This is a genomic window from Streptomyces sp. NPDC090127 (assembly GCF_044746945.1).
Taxonomy (GTDB): domain Bacteria; phylum Actinomycetota; class Actinomycetes; order Streptomycetales; family Streptomycetaceae; genus Streptomyces.
Genome location: NZ_JBIVDE010000003.1, coordinates 912,807 through 927,539 on the forward strand (window position 1 = coordinate 912,807; position 14,733 = coordinate 927,539).

18 protein-coding genes and 1 riboswitch are annotated in these 14,733 nt (G+C 72.5%); of the genes, 7 read left to right on the forward strand and 11 right to left on the reverse strand.

The annotated features are described in order from the left end of the window. The first annotated feature begins 26 nt into the window (after window positions 1-26). Window positions 27-758, forward strand: a complete 732-nt coding sequence (locus tag ACIPPS_RS14920) for a lysophospholipid acyltransferase family protein (protein WP_401431051.1) — start codon at window positions 27-29, stop codon at window positions 756-758. Between the two features lie 64 nt (window positions 759-822). Beyond that, on the forward strand, window positions 823-1,854 hold the full coding sequence (locus tag ACIPPS_RS14925) for an NAD-dependent epimerase/dehydratase family protein (RefSeq protein ID WP_401431053.1): 1,032 nt from the start codon (window positions 823-825) through the stop codon (window positions 1,852-1,854). 63 nt (window positions 1,855-1,917) lie between these two features. Here ACIPPS_RS14925 and ACIPPS_RS14930 read toward each other — a convergent pair whose 3' ends face one another. The 8 genes from ACIPPS_RS14930 to ACIPPS_RS14965 form a co-directional block, all read right to left on the reverse strand. Continuing rightward, on the reverse strand, window positions 1,918-3,495 hold the full coding sequence (locus ACIPPS_RS14930) for an alpha/beta hydrolase (protein WP_401431056.1): 1,578 nt from the start codon (window positions 3,493-3,495) through the stop codon (window positions 1,918-1,920). 130 nt (window positions 3,496-3,625) lie between these two features. Next, entirely contained in the window at window positions 3,626-4,444 is an 819-nt protein-coding gene (locus ACIPPS_RS14935; protein WP_401431059.1) for an urease accessory protein UreD, read from the reverse strand. Then, window positions 4,441-5,118, reverse strand: a complete 678-nt coding sequence (ureG, locus tag ACIPPS_RS14940; protein WP_401431061.1) for an urease accessory protein UreG — start codon at window positions 5,116-5,118, stop codon at window positions 4,441-4,443. The genes ACIPPS_RS14935 and ureG overlap by 4 nt, the downstream gene beginning before the upstream one ends. A 47-nt stretch (window positions 5,119-5,165) precedes the next feature. Further along, window positions 5,166-5,834 carry an urease accessory protein UreF gene (locus tag ACIPPS_RS14945; protein WP_401431064.1) on the reverse strand — a complete coding sequence of 223 codons (669 nt, stop codon included), beginning with the start codon at window positions 5,832-5,834 and terminating at the stop codon, window positions 5,166-5,168. Window position 5,835: 1 nt separating this feature from the next. Continuing rightward, a complete protein-coding gene (locus ACIPPS_RS14950) occupies window positions 5,836-7,557 on the reverse strand; it encodes an urease subunit alpha (protein WP_401431066.1) in 1,722 nt (573 codons plus the stop codon). Next, window positions 7,550-7,879: an urease subunit beta gene (locus tag ACIPPS_RS14955; protein ID WP_401431069.1), complete on the reverse strand. Its 330-nt coding sequence runs from the start codon at window positions 7,877-7,879 to the stop codon at window positions 7,550-7,552. Before ACIPPS_RS14955 ends, ACIPPS_RS14950 begins: the two co-directional genes overlap by 8 nt. A 16-nt stretch (window positions 7,880-7,895) precedes the next feature. Next, window positions 7,896-8,198: an urease subunit gamma gene (locus ACIPPS_RS14960; RefSeq protein ID WP_401431071.1), complete on the reverse strand. Its 303-nt coding sequence runs from the start codon at window positions 8,196-8,198 to the stop codon at window positions 7,896-7,898. Between the two features lie 135 nt (window positions 8,199-8,333). Continuing rightward, entirely contained in the window at window positions 8,334-8,954 is a 621-nt protein-coding gene (locus ACIPPS_RS14965; RefSeq protein ID WP_401431073.1) for a TetR/AcrR family transcriptional regulator, read from the reverse strand. Window positions 8,955-9,057: 103 nt separating this feature from the next. On the opposite strand from ACIPPS_RS14965, the gene ACIPPS_RS14970 reads away from it, so the two are divergent. Next, on the forward strand, window positions 9,058-10,047 hold the full coding sequence (locus tag ACIPPS_RS14970; protein WP_401431076.1) for an ABC transporter permease: 990 nt from the start codon (window positions 9,058-9,060) through the stop codon (window positions 10,045-10,047). Between the two features lie 57 nt (window positions 10,048-10,104). Here the strand turns inward: ACIPPS_RS14970 and ACIPPS_RS14975 are convergent, their stop codons facing one another. Further along, entirely contained in the window at window positions 10,105-10,389 is a 285-nt protein-coding gene (locus ACIPPS_RS14975) for a type II toxin-antitoxin system Phd/YefM family antitoxin (protein ID WP_401431078.1), read from the reverse strand. A gap of 55 nt (window positions 10,390-10,444) precedes the next feature. Here ACIPPS_RS14975 and ACIPPS_RS14980 point away from each other — a divergent pair, with 55 nt between their 5' ends. From ACIPPS_RS14980 to ACIPPS_RS14990, 3 genes are all read left to right on the forward strand, one after another. Beyond that, window positions 10,445-11,068, forward strand: a complete 624-nt coding sequence (locus ACIPPS_RS14980) for an ATP-dependent Clp protease proteolytic subunit (RefSeq protein WP_401431080.1) — start codon at window positions 10,445-10,447, stop codon at window positions 11,066-11,068. 7 nt (window positions 11,069-11,075) lie between these two features. Further along, the gene (locus ACIPPS_RS14985; protein WP_401431083.1) at window positions 11,076-11,381 is read left to right on the forward strand and encodes a hypothetical protein; all 306 of its coding nucleotides are present in this window, start codon (window positions 11,076-11,078) and stop codon (window positions 11,379-11,381) included. 314 nt (window positions 11,382-11,695) lie between these two features. Further along, window positions 11,696-11,893, forward strand: a riboswitch (cyclic di-AMP (ydaO/yuaA leader). A 3-nt stretch (window positions 11,894-11,896) separates the two neighbouring features. Then, window positions 11,897-12,373, forward strand: a complete 477-nt coding sequence (locus ACIPPS_RS14990; protein ID WP_401431086.1) for a C40 family peptidase — start codon at window positions 11,897-11,899, stop codon at window positions 12,371-12,373. A gap of 111 nt (window positions 12,374-12,484) precedes the next feature. On the opposite strand, the gene ACIPPS_RS14995 is transcribed toward ACIPPS_RS14990, so the two are convergent. Continuing rightward, window positions 12,485-13,111 (reverse strand): LysE family translocator, encoded by a 627-nt coding sequence (locus ACIPPS_RS14995; RefSeq protein WP_401431089.1) that lies wholly within the window; start codon window positions 13,109-13,111, stop codon window positions 12,485-12,487. Window positions 13,112-13,183: 72 nt separating this feature from the next. On the opposite strand from ACIPPS_RS14995, the gene ACIPPS_RS15000 reads away from it, so the two are divergent. Continuing rightward, on the forward strand, window positions 13,184-14,089 hold the full coding sequence (locus tag ACIPPS_RS15000; protein ID WP_401431092.1) for a LysR family transcriptional regulator: 906 nt from the start codon (window positions 13,184-13,186) through the stop codon (window positions 14,087-14,089). Window positions 14,090-14,174: 85 nt separating this feature from the next. Here ACIPPS_RS15000 and ACIPPS_RS15005 read toward each other — a convergent pair whose 3' ends face one another. After that, the gene (locus ACIPPS_RS15005) at window positions 14,175-14,615 is read right to left on the reverse strand and encodes an ATP-binding protein (RefSeq protein WP_401431095.1); all 441 of its coding nucleotides are present in this window, start codon (window positions 14,613-14,615) and stop codon (window positions 14,175-14,177) included. Window positions 14,616-14,733: the final 118 nt, after the last annotated feature.

Here is a 14,733-nt window from a genome sequence, read left to right on the forward strand (position 1 = left end):
TCGCTCTACCGAGACGGGGGCCGTCGGTGTTCTATCACGTCCTGAAGTACGTCCTGCTGGGGCCGTTGCTGAGGCTGGTCTTCCGGCCGCGCATCGAGGGCCTCGAGCACGTCCCGGCGGACGGCGCGGCGATCATCGCCGGGAATCATCTGTCGTTCTCCGACCACTTCCTGATGCCGGTGGTCCTCAAACGGCGGATCACCTTCCTCGCCAAACAGGAGTACTTCACCGGCCCGGGCGTCAAGGGCCGGCTGACCGCCGCGTTCTTCCGCAGCGCCGGGCAGATCCCGGTCGACCGCTCCGGCAAGGAGGCCGGGAAGGCGGCGATCCGCGAGGGGCTCGGGGTGCTGGCCAAGGACGAGCTGCTCGGCATCTATCCCGAGGGCACGCGCTCGCACGACGGGCGGCTCTACAAGGGCAAGGTCGGGGTCGCCGTCATGGCGATCACGGCCGGGGTGCCGGTGATCCCGTGCGCGATGGTCGGGACCTTCGAGATCCAGCCGCCCGGCAAGGTCGTGCCGCGGATCAAGCGCGTCACCGTCCGGTTCGGCGCTCCGCTCGACTTCTCCCGGTACGCCGGTCTCGAGGGCGAGAAGGCGGCGATCCGCGCGGTGACGGACGAGATCATGTACGAGATCCTCGCGCTGTCCGGGCAGGAGTACGTCGACGACTACGCGGCCTCGGTGAAGGCGGCCGAGCAGGAGGCGAGGGAGCGGAACGGCGGGGCGCGCCGAAAGTTCCCGCGCCGGGGACGCTGACGGCGGATCCGCGCACGGCGTAAGGGCCTGGGGCGGTGATCACGGCCGTCGTATCGTCGCCGCCATGGGACAAGGACGCGCAGTGGTACTGGGAGCGACGGGACAGGTGGGGCGGGCGGCCGTGCGGGCGCTCGTCGCGGACGGCTGGGAGGTGACGGCGGCCTCGCGGCGCGGTGGCCGGGCCGAGGAGTGGCCGACGGAGGTCCGGTCGGTGGCCGTCGACCGCGACGAGGAGGGCGCGCTCGCCGCCGCGCTCGGCGACGGGACCGACGTGCTGGTCGACATCGTCGCCTATCACAGCGGGCACGCACGGCAGTTGACGGCGCTCGCCGACCGGATCGGCTCGGCGGTGGTGGTCTCCAGCGGCGCGGTGTACGAGGACGACCGGGGCCGGAACTTCGACACCCAGGACGAGCCGGACGGCTTCCCCGCCTACCCGGTGCCGATCCCGGAGACGTGGCGGACGGTCGCGCCGGGCGATGGCTCGTACGGGACGCGGAAGGTGGCCCTGGAGCGGGAGTTGCTCGCGGCGGGCGGGGCGCTGCCGACGACGGTGCTGCGGGCGGGCGCGATCCACGGGCCGTACTGCCCGGGCCCGCGCGAGCTGTGGTTCGTCAAGCGGGCGCTCGACGGGCGGCCGGTGCGGATCCTGTCGTACGAAGGGGGCTCGCGGTTCCATCCGGTGCACGTGGACAACCTGGGCGAGCTGGTCCGGCTGGCGGCGGCGTCGCCGGGGAGCCGGGTGCTCAACGGCGGTGACCCGCAGGCTCCGGCGGTCGCGGAGATCGGGGCGGCGATCGACGCGGTGATGGGCGTCGAGAGCGAGACGGTGCTGATGGCGGGGGCGCCGGAGGGCACGGTGGGGCTTTCGCCGTGGACCGCGCCTCGCCCGGTCGTCCTCGACATGGGCGCGGCGGAGCGGGAGCTCGGGTACCGGCCGGTGGTCTCGTACGCCGAGTCGCTGCCGGAGACGGTCGCCTATCTGTCCCGGCGGGTGGCCGAGGAGGGGTGGCGGGAGGCGTTCCCTGGCCTGGTGAAGTACGGGGTCGACTTCTTCGACTACGCGGCCGAGGACGTCTGGCTCGCGGCGCGTTGAGACAAGAAGGGAGGGGCGGACCGCCCGTCCGGGCAGGTCCGTCCCTCCCCCGTCATGCCGTGGTCACGGCTGGGGCGTGGCGTGCGGGGCGCAGGTCACGTCCCGGCCGTCGAGCGTGCCGGTGAGGAGGTAGGCCTCCACCCGGGTGTTCAGGCACGGGTTGGCGAGGTTGGTGATGCCGTGCGAGCCGGCGTCGCGCTCGGTGATGAGCCGCGAGCCCTTGAAGCGCTGGTGCAGTTCGACGGCTCCGGCGTACGGCGTGGCCGCGTCGCGCTCGGCCTGGGTGATGAGCACGGGCGGCAGGCCCTTGCCGGTGCGGACCTCGGTCGGCTGCTGGCGCGGGGCCGACCAGGTGGCGCAGGGCAGGTTCATCCAGGCGTTGGCCCAGGTCATGAACGGGTAGCGCTCGTGCAGTCGGCTGTTGTCCCGGTCCCACTTCCGCCAGCTGGTCGGCCAGGGGGCGTCGGCGCATTCGACGGCGGTGTAGACGGCGTTGCCGTTCTCCGACGCGGCGTTGCCGGCCGTGTCGGTGGGGTCGGAGGCGGCCGAGTCGATCAGCGGCTGCGGGTCTCCGGCGGCGTACGCGCTCCAGGCTTCGGCGACCGGGGCCCACATGGAGTCGTAGTAGGGCGCGTTCTGGAAGAAGCCGACGAGCTCGGCCGGGCCGACCTTGCCGCCGAGCGGGTTCTTCTTGGCGGCGGCGCGCAGCGTGTCCCACTGGCCGCGGACCTCGGTGTAGGTGTCGCCGAGGTGGTAGGTGGCGTCGTGCCGGGCGACCCAGGTCATCCAGTCCTTGAGCCGGCCCTCGAAGGCGATGTCCTGGTCGAGGTTGGCCTCGTACCAGATCTTCTGCTTCGACGGGTTGACGACGCTGTCGAGCACCATGCGCCGCACGTGCGTCGGGAAGAGGGTGCCGTAGACGGCGCCGAGGTAGGTGCCGTAGGAGACACCGACGAAGTTCAGCTTCTTCTCGCCGAGCGCGGCCCGGACGACGTCGAGGTCGCGGGCGGTGTTGCGGGTGTTGATGTACGGCAGGAGGTCGCCGTTCCTCTCCGCGCAGCCCTCGGCGTACTCGGCGGCGAGCTTGCGCTGTGCGCGCTTGTCGGCCTCGCTGTCGGGCACCGGGTCGAGCTTGGGGCCCTTGACGAACTCGGCCGGGTCGACGCAGGAGATGGGGGCCGAGTGTCCGACGCCGCGCGGGTCGAAGCCCACGAAGTCGTACGCCTTGGCGGCGCCCGCCCAGATGGTGCTCTTGGTGGTGACCCGGCGCGGGAAGCGGAGGCCGGAGCCGCCGGGACCGCCGGGGTTGTAGAGCAGGGCGCCCTGGCGCTCGGCGGGGGTGCCGGTGGAGCCGATGCGGTCGACAGCGATCTTGATCTGCTTGCCGTTCGGCCGGGCGTAGTCGACGGGGACGGTGACCCAGCCGCACTGGATGGGCTTCTCGAGCCCCCAGTCGGCCGGGCAGTCCTGCCAGTCGATGCCCCGGTCGGCGGCGCGCTGGGCGGCGACGGCCGTGCCCCGTGCCTCCGCGTCGGGCCGGTGGCGCTGGTCGGCGCTCGCGGCCGGCGCGGCCAGCGCGCCCGCCATGAGCGTGCCGGCTATCAGAGCGCCTGCCGAGCCGAGCGCTGCCGTGCGTCTCACGTGATGCCTCCCCCTGTGGGTGCGATCTGTCCGGGGGATCCTTTCGTCCGTGGGGCAGACGCGGTAAGTCGCACAGGCGTTTCTTTGCCGAACCAATAACCGGATACGGCTGTACCGCTGAGCGGTGACCTCAGAACGGCGCGAGGGCGCCGAGCGCCTCGTCGAGCACCCTGCGCAGCCGGAGCGCGTCCGGGGCGACGGCGGTGACCAGGGCGGCCGGCCCGGCCAGCGGAGCGAGGACCGCGTTCGCCGCGAGCACCCGTGCCGCCACCGGCTTCTCCTCGAACCCGGGGTCGACGACGAGCAGTTGACCGGTCGCCCGGTTGCCGGCGAGGACCGCTCCACCGTCCCAGCCACCGAGCGCGCCGGGGCCGTATGCCACCTCCTGGTCGAGCAGGGGCCGTCCGGCGCGGCGGACGGTGAGCCGGGAGAGGAGCGTGCCGGGCTCCTCGCCGTGGCGGCCGAGGATCTGCTCCTCCCGGAGCACGAGCCGTGCGGTGGGGGCGAGTTCGACGGTGGTGCGCATCACCAGGTCGGATCCCCGGGCACAGACCAGCTGTTCGGGCAGCCAGCGCAGTACGCCGCCGTCGCCGACCGTCAACCGCACGTCGTACGTGGCGGGTTCGGCGCCCCGGCCGGGCAGGGCGACGGTCGCGGCGGCCGAGTCGACCAGGAGCCGCGCCCCGTCCCGAACCTCCGCCTCCACCGTGAGCCGGTCACCGCCGAGGGGCGCGCTCATCGCACCGACGACGGTGACCCGTGTGTACGCCCCGGTGGCCGCCCGGGTCCTGCGCAGGGCGAGGGGCCCGTCGCTGACCAGGAGGGGCAGCCCGCCGGCGGCGTCGGCGACGATCCGGGCGGTGGCGACGATCCTGGAAGAGGCGGCGGTCCCGGCCGTGGCGGTGGTCCCGGCCGTGGCGGTGGTCCCGGCCGTGGCGGCGGGGGTCATGCGGACCAGGCGGCGAGCCGCTCGCGGACCCAGTCGGCGACCGGGCCCACGCCCTGCGCACCGGTGAGCGAGGTGAAGGCGACGGGCAGGTCGCCGCGCTGCTCCTTGGCGTCCCGCGCCATGCGCTCCAGGTCCGAGCCGACGTACGGGGCGAGGTCGGTCTTGTTGACGACGAGCAGGTCGGCGGTGGTGACGCCCGGGCCGCCCTTGCGGGGGATGTCGTCGCCGCCGGCCACGTCGATGACGAAGATCTGTGCGTCGACCAGGCCCTTGGAGAAGGTGGCGGTCAGGTTGTCGCCGCCGGACTCGACCAGGATGAGGTCGAGCGGGCCGACCGTGTCCTCCAGCTCCTCGACCGCTTCGAGGTTGGCGGAGATGTCGTCGCGGATCGCGGTGTGCGGGCAGGCGCCGGTCTCCACGGCCTGGATGCGCTCGGGCGGCAGGACCGCGTTGCGCAGGAGGAACTCGGCGTCCTCGCGGGTGTAGATGTCGTTGGTGACGACGGCGATCGAGAGCCGGTCACGCAGCTCGCGGCAGAGCGCGGCGACGGTCGCCGTCTTCCCGGAGCCCACGGGCCCGCCGAGCCCGATCCGCAGGGCGCGCCGCGTCCCGTCGGGCCGGCGCGCGTCGGCGGAGACGGCGCCGAGGTGGTCGTGGGAGTGGTCGAGGTGCATGGGGGGCTCCTGGGATGAGAGGAAATCGAGGGAGGTACCACGGGTGGTCACGACGCGAACAGCCGGACCGGCCAGGTCGCGTGGTGCTCGGCCGTGATGTCGAGGAGCGGCGCCGACGCGGCCGGAAGGGCGTCGACACCGGAGACCGCCGCGGCCACCGCGCGTTCGGCGACCCGGTCCATCTCCGGCGCGAGGCGCGCGAGGACGGCCGTCGCCTGGAAGGGGTCCAGGCTGAGGAGCCGTACCGCCGCCGTCGCGGGGCCGCTGACCGTCTCGTACGCGACGCAGTGGGCCGCCTCCTCGGGCCCGAGCCCCGCGGCGCGGGCGGTGACGCCGAGGACGATCGGCTGGTGTGCCCCGCGCGGGAACGCGGCGGCGAGCGCGTCGAGTTCGGGGCAGGGCCAGGTCGCGCGGGCGGCGCGCATCATCTGTCGGCCGAGCTTGCGGGCCGCCGCCCGCAGGGCGGGCGAGGGGGTGCGGGCGTCGGCGGCCGCGTCGAGTTCGTACGGGTCGTGGCCGTGGGCGGCCGCCGCGGCGAGGCCCGCCGAGGTGAGGCCGGTGGTGTGCAGCCGGCCCCGGCAGAACGCGGCGAGGCTCGCCGCGTCGGTGATCCGGCCGGCCTTGACGGCGGCCTCGGCGCCACCCGAGTGGGCGTGCCCGCCGGCGGGGAACCGTCCGTCGGCGAGCACCAGCAGAGCAGCTGCGCGTGCGCCCATGTCAGAAGAGGAAGTAGCGCTGGGCGAGGGGCAGTTCTTCGGCGGGGGCCGGGACGACCGCTTCGCCGTCGATGGTGACGGTGAAGGTGTCGGCGTCGACCTCGACCCGGGGCAGCGCGTCGTTCTCCCGCATGTCCGCCTTGGTGACCCGTCGGGTGTTCTGAATGGCGACGAACTTCCGGTCCAGACCGAGCCGTTCGGGCAGGTCGTCCTCGATGGCCGCCTGGGTCACGAAGTTGAGGGAGTTGCCCGCCGGCGCCTTGCCGAGTGCGCCGAACATCGGTCTGGGCAGGATCGGCTGGGGGGTGGGGATGGAGGCGTTGGCGTCGCCCATCTGCGCGTACGCGATCTGGCCGCCCTTCAGCACGACCAGCGGCTTCACACCGAAGAAGGCGGGCTCCCACAGCACAAGGTCGGCGAGCTTGCCGCTCTCGACGGAGCCGATCTCGTGGTCGAGGCCCTGGGCCACCGCCGGGTTGATCGTGTACTTGGCGACATAGCGACGCGCCCGGTGGTTGTCCGCGCGGCCGTCTCCCGGCAGCGCGCCGCGGCGCTTCTTCATCACGTGCGCGGTCTGCCAGGTCCGCATGATCACTTCGCCGATGCGGCCCATCGCCTGGGAGTCGGAGGAGATGATCGAGATGGCGCCGAGGTCGTGCAGGACGTCCTCGGCGGCGATGGTGGAGGGCCGGATCCGGGACTCGGCGAAGGCGAGGTCCTCGGGGACGGCCGGGTTCAGGTGGTGGCAGACCATCAGCATGTCGAGGTGTTCCTCGATGGTGTTGACGGTGTGCGGCCGGGTCGGGTTGGTGGAGCTGGGCAGTACGTACGGCTCGGACACCACCGTGATGATGTCCGGAGCGTGCCCGCCGCCCGCCCCCTCGGTGTGGTACGCGTGGATGGTGCGCCCGGCGATGGCGGCGAGGGTGTCCCCGACGAATCCCGCCTCGTTCAGGGTGTCGGTGTGGATGGCGAGCTGGGCGCCGGTCTCGTCGCAGACGGTGAGGCAGGCGTCGATGACGGCCGGGGTCGCTCCCCAGTCCTCGTGGATCTTGAATCCGAGTGCGCCGCCTCGCAGTTGGGAGTACATGGCCTCGCGGGACATCGTGTTGCCCTTGCCGAGCAGCCCGATGTTGACCGGGGAGTTCTCCAGCGCGGCGAACATCCCGGCGAGGTGCCAGGGGCCGGGGGTGACGGTGGTCGCCTTGCTGCCCTCGGCGGGCCCGGTGCCGCCGCCGACGAGGGTGGTGATGCCGGAGGCCAGGGCCTCGTCGATGATGGTCGGCGCGATGAAGTGGATGTGGGTGTCGACGCCGCCAGCGGTGACGATCCGGCCGTTGCCCACGATCACCTCGGTCTCCGGCCCGATGACCAGGTCGGGGTGGACGCCGTCCATGGTGTCGGGGTTGCCGGCCTTGCCGATGCCGGTGATCCGGCCGTCGCGGATGCCGATGTCGGCCTTGATCACGCCCCAGTGGTCGATGATCACGGCGCCGGTGATCACGGTGTCGGGCGCGCCCTCCGCCCGGGTCGTGCGGGCCTGGCCCATGGACTCGCGGATGACCTTGCCGCCGCCGAAGACGGCTTCGTCGCCCGCGCGGCCGGGGCCGCCGGATCGGTCCTCCTCGATCTCGACGACGAGGTCGGTGTCGGCGAGCCGGATGCGGTCACCGGAGGTGGGGCCGAACAGGTCGGCGTAGACGGCGCGGTGCAGCTCAGGCACGGTCGCCTCCGTTCGCGTCGAGGGGGCCCGCGGTCTCGCCGCGCAGACCGGGGACGATCCGGCGGCCCGCCAGCGGGACGAGCTCGATCTCGACCGGGATGCCGGGCTCGAAGCGCACCGCCGTCCCGGCGGCGATGTGCAGCCGCAGGCCGTGCGCGGCGGCGCGGTCGAAGGAGAGGCCGGGGTTGGCCTCGGCGAAGTGGTAGTGGGAGCCGACCTGGACGGGCCGGTCGGCGGCGTTGAGGACGGTGAGCCGGGTGACCGGCCGGCCGTCGTTGAGGGCGACGGGACCTTCACCGAAAAGGATTTCTCCGGGAATCATCGGCGGTGCTCCCCCGTCACACGATCGGGTCATGGACGGTGACGAGCTTGGTGCCGTCCGGGAAGGTGGCCTCGACCTGGACGTCGTGGATCATCTCCGGGATCCCGGCCATGACCTCGTCCCGGGTGATCACCTTGCGGCCGGAGAGCATGAGCTCCGCGACGGTCCTGCCGTCGCGGGCCCCCTCCAGAATGTGGGTGGTGATCAGGGCGACGGCCTCGGGGTGGTTGAGCTTCACACCGCGCGCACGGCGTTTCTCGGCCACGTCGGCGGCCACATGGATGAGCAGGCGTTCCTGCTCGTGCGGCGACAGTTGCACGCTTCCACCTCACAGTCTTCACCGGGCAAGCCCCGGACAGCAGCGGACCTTACCGAGCGTCAACACTTTGTTGAGCTGCGGAGATGGCCCTCCCGGCCAGACATTGCACGTTAGAGCGGAAGTTTTTCCTACGCGTTAACTCGCGCTTTGCGACCGCATGGACATCAACCCGCGCAGACCGTCCTGGACGACCTCGACCCGCACGTCGCCGAAGAGCGCCTGCTGCGCGATGTAGCCCTGGGCGGTGGCGATGAGCGTGCGGGCCACCCGGTCGGCGGGGACGTCCGCCGCCATCATCCCGCTCTCGCGGTAGGCGTCGACGAGCAGGCCCCAGGCGGCGCGCATGCCGTGGTAGCCGTCGGAGAGGGTCTGGAACAGCTCCTCGTTACGCAGCGTCTCGGACCACACCTGAAGGATCAGCCGGGCGTAGGCCTGGCGGTCTCCGCCGGGGATCTCCTCCTGGAGGACGTGGCCGAGGACGTGCCCGAGCAGGACGTCGGGGGTGGGTGGTGGGGTGGTGTCCGCAGCCTCGGCGAACGCGGCGCGGATCTTGGTGAAGGCCTCCGCCGCGTTGGCCGCGATGAGCTCCTCCTTGCCGCTGAAGTAGCGGTAGACGGCACCGGCCGAGAGCCCCACCTCGGTCAGCACGTCCTGCATGGACGTGGCGTGGAAGCCGTTACGGGCGAAGCAGCGCGCGGCGCCGTCGAGGATCTGACGGCGGCGGGCGTCGAGGTGTTCCTGCGAGACACGGGCCATGCCCGAAACCTAAAACGAACATTCATTCTTGACAAGTGACAGCCCCGGCGAGACAGTGGGCGCACCGTAAAACGAACGATCCTTCTCTGTGAATCGAGAGCTCATGTCCGCCTCTGCCACCCGCAAGACCCTCGCGGTGCTGGTACTGATCCCGGTCGTCGTGGCCCTGGCCCTGTGGGCCTTCGCCTGGCCCGCCGCCCGGATCGCCCCGCGCGACCTGCCGATCGGCGTCGCGGGTCCGGCCACCGCGACAGCCCCGCTGGAGCAGCGCCTCGCCGAGCGCGACGGCGCCTTCGAGGTCCACCGCTACGACTCCGAGGCCGCCGCCCGTACGGCGATCGAGGACCGGGTCGTATACGGCGCGGTGGTCGTGACCGCGCAGGGGCCCGAACTGCTGACCGCGTCCGCCGCGAGCCCGGTCGTCGCCGGTCTGCTGCGCGAGGCCGTCACGGCCCAGGTCCCGGCCGGGACCCAGGTCACGGTGACCGATGTCGTCCCGGCCCCCGCCGGGGACCCCCGGGGCAGCGCGTTCGGGGCGGGTCTCTTCCCGCTGATCCTGGCCGGCGCGGCCTCCGGCATCGTGGTGACCGTCCTCGGCCTGCGCGGCGCCCGGGCGGCCGGCACGCTGCTCGGCGCCGCCGCGCTCGCGGGGATCGTCGGCGCCACGCTGGCGCACTCCTGGCTCGGCGTGTTCGCCGGCGACTGGTGGACCGAGGCCGGGGTGCTCGGGCTGACCGTGCTCGCGATCGGCGCGGCGATCGCGGGTCTCGCCGCGCTCATCGGCAAGCCGGGCATCGGCGTCGGGGCGTTCCTGATGATCCTGCTCGGCAACCCGTTCTCCGGCGTCGTGAGCGCGCCCGAGCTGCTGCCCGCGCCGGTGGGCACGCTCGGCCAGTGGCTGCCGCCGGGCGCGGGCGGATCCGCGCTGCGTTCGGTCGCCTTCTTCGACGGCGCGGGCGCGGGCCCGGCCCTGCTCGTCCTCGGCATATGGGCGGCCGCCGGTCTGGCGGCGCTGCTGGTCGGCGGTCGGCGCGGTCGGGCCGAGGCCGCGCCGACGGTCACCCCGGCTCCGGAGCCGGCGCGGGTCGGCTGACGCCCTTCCCGTACGGCCGCGTGCCCCCGTCCCGACGGACGGGGGCACGCGGCTTTCTCATGCTCCGGGGGCGCCGGGGGTGTGGTGGCGGGCCGCGAGACCGAAGCGGCCCTGTTCACCCGGAGCGGACGTCAGCGAGTGGACCTCGGAGAGCGCACTGCCCGTCGGCCCCTCGGCACCCTCCCGGTCCGCTTCGAGTTTCTCCAGGTCAGCGGCCGACACCAGCGCGACGAGGGGCTTTCCGTGCCGGGTCACGACGACCCGTTCGTCGCCGTACACCACCCGGTTGATCAGGTCGGCGAGCTCTGCTCGTGCTTGCGTCACCGGAATCTCGTAGGCCATGCTCCTCATCTTACGGGTTGTACGTCCTGTACATTTTCTACAAGGAGGCACCGCCATGCACGCTCGCTATGTCCTGCCCGAGTTCACCGAGCGCACGAGCTTCGGGAGCCGGACCCTCGACCCGTACTCCAAGCTGCTCGAAGAACGGATCGTCTTCCTCGGCACCCCCATCGACGAGATCTCCGCCAACGACGTCATCGCGCAGCTCCTGCATCTGGAGTACGCCGACCCGGACCGGGACATCGCGCTCTACATCAACTCCCCCGGCGGGTCGATCAGCGCCATGTCCGCGATCTACGACACGATGCAGGTCGTCACCTGCGACGTGGAGACCACCTGCCTCGGGCAGGCCGTCTCGACCGCCGCCGTCCTGCTCGCGGCCGGCGCGCCCGGCAAGCGGCTCGCCCTGCCCGGCGCCCGGGTCGTGCTCCAGCAGCCCGCGATGGACGAGCCGTTGCGGGGGCAGCCGAGCGATCTCGACATCCAGGCACGGGAGTTGATCCGGCAGCGCGCGATGCTGGCCGGGATGCTGGTCACCCACACCGGACAGAGCGGCGAGCGGATCGACGCCGACATCGACCGGACCACCGTCCTCGACGCGCCGGCCGCGACCGTCTACGGCCTGGTGGACCACGTGATTCAGAACCGGGGGGCGTCGGGCGGCGCCGGGACCAGGTGACGGCGCGATGGTCCCCGATCTGCCGCCGCTGCCCGCTCTGACGCGCGCGGAGGGCGAGTTCGTCGACGCCTACCTCGAAGTGGTCGATCTGCTGGGCCGCATCAATCCATCCAGGGCTTCGCATACGTATGGGGCGCTGCGCGCCGCTCAGGCGCTGGTGGGACGGGTCGGCGCCCTGCGCGACGCGCTCACGGCGATGCACGCGCGCGGCGAGAGCGAGGTGCACGCCGAGACATTGGCCCGAGCGCTGCGGGTGTTGGACGGGGAGCGTAGATCCGGCCGCGTCACCGTCCCGGAGACTCCGGCAAGTTGACATTCCCCCGTGTCGTGTCGAGGTCCACTCGGCGCAGCGCGGCCGCGGAATCGCTCCCCCGTTCGGCGTAGTCGACGAATCAACATATGTGCGGGGTGAGTTGCACAGCAGGTGTACGCATCTGGCCGAATCGGGCATTCCACCCCTGGTCCGGGACTCGTCGGCCAAACCTGTGACGATCACGAAACATGCCTGTCCACCCGAATGGATCAGTCGTGAGGAGCCTCACATAACCTCGTTTCGACTCGGATTTCGCCCTGAATCTGGGTCAAGATCCCTCACGACGACAAGCCCCCGCCACCGCGGCGGGGCGGTCCGGGCGGACGCCGAGTCCTGCCGCTGTCCCGGATGTCTGGTCGACAGGAGTGGATCGGCAGGAGTGGAGGACCCGAGCAGTACGGGACGGCCGGCCGGATGGGCCGTTCCTCGGGGTGAAGCCGCAGCCGCGGCCGGGCAACTTCGCCAGTCCGAACCCGACAGGTCATCCTTCACAGGCGGCTGACGAAGGGTTGCGCATGAGTGCGCAGATTCATGTCCCGTCCGTGCTGTCCCGGGCCGGAGCCGTCTCGGCTCTCACCCTCGCCGCCCTCGGCGGCACGATGCTGGCACCAGGTGCCGCACCGGAGGCCCAGGCCGCGACCTCGTACGCCGGCAAGGCGCTGAACATCGCGGCTTCGAAGAAGGGATCGCCGTACAAGTACGGAGCGTCCGGACCGTCCCGGTTCGACTGCTCGGGGCTCACGCTCTACTCGTACAAGAAGGCGGGCAAGTCGCTGCCCCGTACCGCGCAGCAGCAGTACAACAAGACCCGGCACATCTCCGCGTCCAGCAGGCAGAAGGGGGACCTGGTCTTCTTCCACTCCGGTGGCAGGGTGTACCACGTGGGGATCTACGCGGGCAGCGGAAAGATCTGGCACTCCCCCAAGAAGGGTTCGTGGGTGAAGCTCGACAGGATCTGGTCGTCCAAGGTGTATTACGGCCGGGTCCGCTGACGCCCGGTCCGCTCCGACGCGAGCGGGGTGCGGTGGTCCCCGCGCCCGGGGGGTGCGGTGGTCCGACGCGAGCGGGGGGCGCGGTGGCGCCGCCGCACCCTCGCCTCCGGTTCAGTGCCCCGGTGACACCAGCAGCGTCACCCCGAGGGCGGCGAGCATGCCGCCCGTCACCCCCTGCACGGTCCTCGCGGCCCGTGGCCGCCGCAGCCGGTGGCCGAGCCGGTCCACGCCGAGTGCCACCAGCGGGAACCAGAGCAGGGCCAGCAGCACCACGATCGAGGCCAGCAGCAGCGTGCGCGGCAGCACCGCCGCGCCGTCCGGTACGAACTGTGGCAGCAGACTCAGGAAGAGCACCGGCGCCTTGGGGTTGAGGACGTTGGTCAGGAAGCCCTGCCGGAAGGCCCGGCCGACCTCCCGCTCCCCCGCCGCGTCCGCCGCCGGCTCGCCCGCCGACGCGCGCAGCGCGCCGCGTAGCGCCTGTACGCCGAGGTAGAGGACGTAGACCCCGCCGGCGATCTGCAGCACGCGGTAGAGCACCGGGACAGCGATCAGCACGGCCGCGAGCCCGGCCACCGCGAGGGCGGTGTGCACGACGAGCCCGCCCGCCACTCCCACGGCGCAGGCCACCCCGGCCCGGCGCGAGGCGAGGGCACCGCGTACGACGACGGTGAAGTCCGCGCCCGGCATGGCCACCATGCCCGCCGCGACCCCGATGAAGGCGATCAGCTGTCCGTCCATGACCCCAGCCTGCCCGCCGCGAGCCTTTAGTGTGTAGACACGATTTACTGGGTCTGCCCAAAGGGATGCTTTATGCAGGATCTGGTGCGGCTCGCCGCCCTGGTGGCCGTCGCCGAGGACGGCTCGATCACCCGGGCCGCCGCCCGGCTCGGCTACACCCCGCCCGCGCTCTCGCAGCAGCTCGCCAAGCTGGAGCGGGAGGCGGGCGCCGCGCTGCTCGTCCGCCACCACCGGGGCGCACGGCTGACCCCGGCGGGCGAGCTCCTGGTCACCCGGGCGCGCCGGGTCCTGGACGAGATGGACCGGGCCCGCCATGAGCTGGCACGGCTCAGCGGCCTGTCGGGCGGGCGGCTGCGGGTCGGGACGTTCACCACGGTCGGCATCCATCTGCTGCCGCCGGTGCTCAGCGCGTTCCGCCGGGCGCACCCGGACGTGGAGCTGACGGTCGCCGAGTACGAGCCGCCGGGCGGGGTGCACGCCGTGGCCGCGGGCGAGGTGGACCTCGCGCTGACCCACACGTACGAGCCGGCGGAACCGGCGCCGCTGCCGCCGGGGGTCGAGCTGGAGCCGCTACTGATCGAGGAGTTGGTCCTGGTCACGGCGCCGGGCCATGTCCTGGCGGAGGGTTCGGGCCGGCTCCCGATCGCCGAGCTCGCGGGCCAGCCGCTGATCAGCAGCGCGCCGGACCACCCGCCGCGCCGCGGCGTGGAGGGGGCGTTGGCCCGGGCGGGTGCGACGCCGTCGGTGGTGTGCCGGACGCCCGGCTACGCCCTGGTCTGCGCCCTGGTCAGCGCGGGCCTCGGGGTGGCGGTGGTGCCGGAGATGGTCGCGTCGATGGCTGCGTCACCGCTGGGCGTACGGGCCCTGGAACCGACCTCGTTCCGCCGGACGATCTCGGTCGCCCACCGGGGCGAGGAGTCGGGCCCGGCGGCCGCGTCCCTGCGGGCACTGCTGCGCGGCGCGTTCGCGCGCGCGTAGGGGCGGGGCCTTCGCGCGGCCGGAGTTCCTGTACGCGCGGGCGGCGTTTTCGCGGCCGGTGATCGCGCTGCTAGAGATCGCGCTGCTAGAGAGGGAAGGCCGGAGTGGCGGCGGTCCAGGGGAGGTTGATCCGGACCGTCTTGCCGCCCTCGGCGGTCGGGGTGACCGAGAGACGGCCGCCGGCCTCGGCCGTCAGGCTGCGGATGATGACCATCCCGCGTCCGTTGTCCTGCTGCACGGCCGCCGGGAGCCGCTTCGGCCAGCGGGGGTGGCTGTCGGTCACGCCGATGTGGAGCTGTTCCTCGCGCTCCAGGCGGACGTCGACGGTGAAGGTGGGCGACTGCCCGAAGGTGTGCTGGACGGCGTTGGTGGCGAGCTCCGAGACGATCAGCCGGACCGTCTCGGCGGTGTCGCTGCCGCCCGCGAGCCCCCAGCCGGTCAGGACGTCGGCGACATATCTCCGGGCGGCGGACACCGAGGCGGGATCGCTCGGCAGAGTGACGGATGCTTCCTGGTGGTCTGCCATGGCGACGCTGTCCCTTTCCCACCGGGCCCGGCCCGGACTGCACTTCGCGTCAGAGTGCCACCGATCGCGCCGTCCCGGGCGGCGATCCACCAAGATATGGGCATATGTGTCGCTCGAA

Bases quoted from the DNA above. Each gene is read 5' to 3' on its own strand.
- ureG (WP_401431061.1), bottom strand. From the start codon at position 5,118: ATGCACCTCGACCACTCCCACGACCACCTCGGCGCCGTCTCCGCCGAC.
- ACIPPS_RS14975 (WP_401431078.1), bottom strand. From the start codon at position 10,389: ATGGCCTACGAGATTCCGGTGACGCAAGCACGAGCAGAGCTCGCCGAC.
- ACIPPS_RS14985 (WP_401431083.1), top strand. From the start codon at position 11,076: ATGGTCCCCGATCTGCCGCCGCTGCCCGCTCTGACGCGCGCGGAGGGC.
- ACIPPS_RS14995 (WP_401431089.1), bottom strand. From the start codon at position 13,111: ATGGACGGACAGCTGATCGCCTTCATCGGGGTCGCGGCGGGCATGGTG.
- ACIPPS_RS14970 (WP_401431076.1), top strand. From the start codon at position 9,058: ATGTCCGCCTCTGCCACCCGCAAGACCCTCGCGGTGCTGGTACTGATC.
- ACIPPS_RS14980 (WP_401431080.1), top strand. From the start codon at position 10,445: ATGCACGCTCGCTATGTCCTGCCCGAGTTCACCGAGCGCACGAGCTTC.
- ACIPPS_RS14955 (WP_401431069.1), bottom strand. From the start codon at position 7,879: ATGATTCCCGGAGAAATCCTTTTCGGTGAAGGTCCCGTCGCCCTCAAC.
- ACIPPS_RS14990 (WP_401431086.1), top strand. From the start codon at position 11,897: ATGAGTGCGCAGATTCATGTCCCGTCCGTGCTGTCCCGGGCCGGAGCC.
- ACIPPS_RS14935 (WP_401431059.1), bottom strand. From the start codon at position 4,444: ATGACCCCCGCCGCCACGGCCGGGACCACCGCCACGGCCGGGACCACC.
- ACIPPS_RS14925 (WP_401431053.1), top strand. From the start codon at position 823: ATGGGACAAGGACGCGCAGTGGTACTGGGAGCGACGGGACAGGTGGGG.
- ACIPPS_RS14945 (WP_401431064.1), bottom strand. From the start codon at position 5,834: ATGGGCGCACGCGCAGCTGCTCTGCTGGTGCTCGCCGACGGACGGTTC.
- ACIPPS_RS15000 (WP_401431092.1), top strand. From the start codon at position 13,184: ATGCAGGATCTGGTGCGGCTCGCCGCCCTGGTGGCCGTCGCCGAGGAC.
- ACIPPS_RS15005 (WP_401431095.1), bottom strand. From the start codon at position 14,615: ATGGCAGACCACCAGGAAGCATCCGTCACTCTGCCGAGCGATCCCGCC.
- ACIPPS_RS14965 (WP_401431073.1), bottom strand. From the start codon at position 8,954: ATGGCCCGTGTCTCGCAGGAACACCTCGACGCCCGCCGCCGTCAGATC.